Annotated in this window: 1 protein-coding gene and 1 pseudogene; one reads left to right on the top strand and one right to left on the bottom strand. The window is 66.3% G+C overall.

Features of this window, described 5'->3' with window-relative positions; genetic code table 11:
- Window positions 1-946 precede the first annotated feature (946 nt).
- Entirely contained in the window at window positions 947-1,087 is a 141-nt protein-coding gene (locus ACWESM_RS36605) for a hypothetical protein (protein ID WP_397081163.1), read from the top strand.
- On the opposite strand, the pseudogene ACWESM_RS36600 reads toward ACWESM_RS36605, so the two are convergent.
- A pseudogene (locus ACWESM_RS36600) lies at window positions 1,018-1,212 on the bottom strand (LuxR C-terminal-related transcriptional regulator); the annotation flags it as partial. The gene ACWESM_RS36605 and the pseudogene ACWESM_RS36600 overlap by 70 nt on opposite strands.
- Window positions 1,213-1,358: the final 146 nt, after the last annotated feature.

The following is a 1,358-nucleotide window of genomic DNA, read 5'->3' as shown; positions in this document are numbered from 1 at the left end:
ACTTCGTCGCTGCTGCCGGAGCACCTAATCACGACGGTTCCGGGTTTTCGAGTCGGAACCGACGACGACCACTAATTGGTTACTCGCAGTTCACCTCGGCCAGTACCGCGCACGTCAAGCCTCGGTCGGTCACTACGTGCGCCTCCGGCCCATCCCGCAGCGGCGCAGCACAAGCAGGATCGCCAGAATCACCGCCTCCGCCGCCCTGAACCCGCCGCCTCGAGCGACGCGCTTCGCGGTGCTCCTGCAGTCTGTGCGCTCGAACCGATTCCCCGATCGTTCTCGGTGGGAGGCAGATCGGTTGTCGGGGTTTCTGTGAACAGCCGGTGTATCGACCGCTCGACGGTGGTGCGGGCCTGCCTGTGCGGAATCGTCTTCGAAACACAGTGCTGCGCAACGGAGGTAAACGGTAGTGGCGGACGGCCGGTGCACCTGGTCACGACACAGGTCCAGGTTTTCGAGTCCGGACTCGACGTTGACTGCCGATTGGGATATTCGCAGTTAGTCTCGGCCAGCGTTGCGCGCTGCCCCGTGGCTGCCGAGCCGTTCATGCGGCTGCAGGTCTCCAGTGCCGTCCCGGGCGCCGACGGCGCCGTCGGCATGCGCGGACTGGTCTCCTACCACTGGGAATCGGCGCTCGGCGACACCCCGATCACTCTGGCCGACAGGCTGGGCGAACTCGCCAGTGGGCAGCGTCGTGCGGGTCGCGGACGCCAAGGTGGTGGCCGCCAGTCGCGAAAATCCTGGGCCACCAGCATGGTCCGAAGCAGGCTGCGGCGCCATCGGGGCTGCGGGCACAGTTGCTCCCGAATGAGGAGTGCAGCCTGTCCTGGCCGGCCACCATGAATCCGCCGCGCTGAGCCAGGCGGCGGTCCCGGACCAAGTACCTGAACGCCACAGTGGGGGCGGACAGTATCTCCCAGACCTACCGGTAGTGGACCGGCCGATGACCTACATCCCCGCCGCCGCGGTGGATGACACGGTGGCCGGCTTGATGGGTCCTGTACCCGCACTGGCTCAGATCGCACCCTGTGCGCAGGCGCGGGCCACCGCCGAGGTCCGTGAGCCGACCACGAGCTTGGCATAGATGTGCACCAGATGGGATTTCCCGGTGGTGGTCTAGCTGAGGAGCAGCTCCTTGGCGATCTCCCGGTTCGACTTGTCGTCGGCGACCAGGCGCAGCACCTCGATCTCGCGCGGGCTCAGCGTGGTGTCGGATGGGCTGCGGTGCCATCTCGGCAGACAGGCCTGCGGAGCTTCGGTGAACAACCGGTGTACAGACCGCTCGGCGGTTGTGCGGGCGCGCGCCCCCTTGTGCCGATGGTGTTAGAAACACAGCGCAACGCAATGGAGTTGAC

It is taken from the genome of Nocardia sp. NPDC003999, from assembly GCF_053604885.1.
The sequence above is the reverse complement of the archived record's forward strand: the minus strand, read 5'-3'. Positions and strand labels throughout refer to the sequence as shown.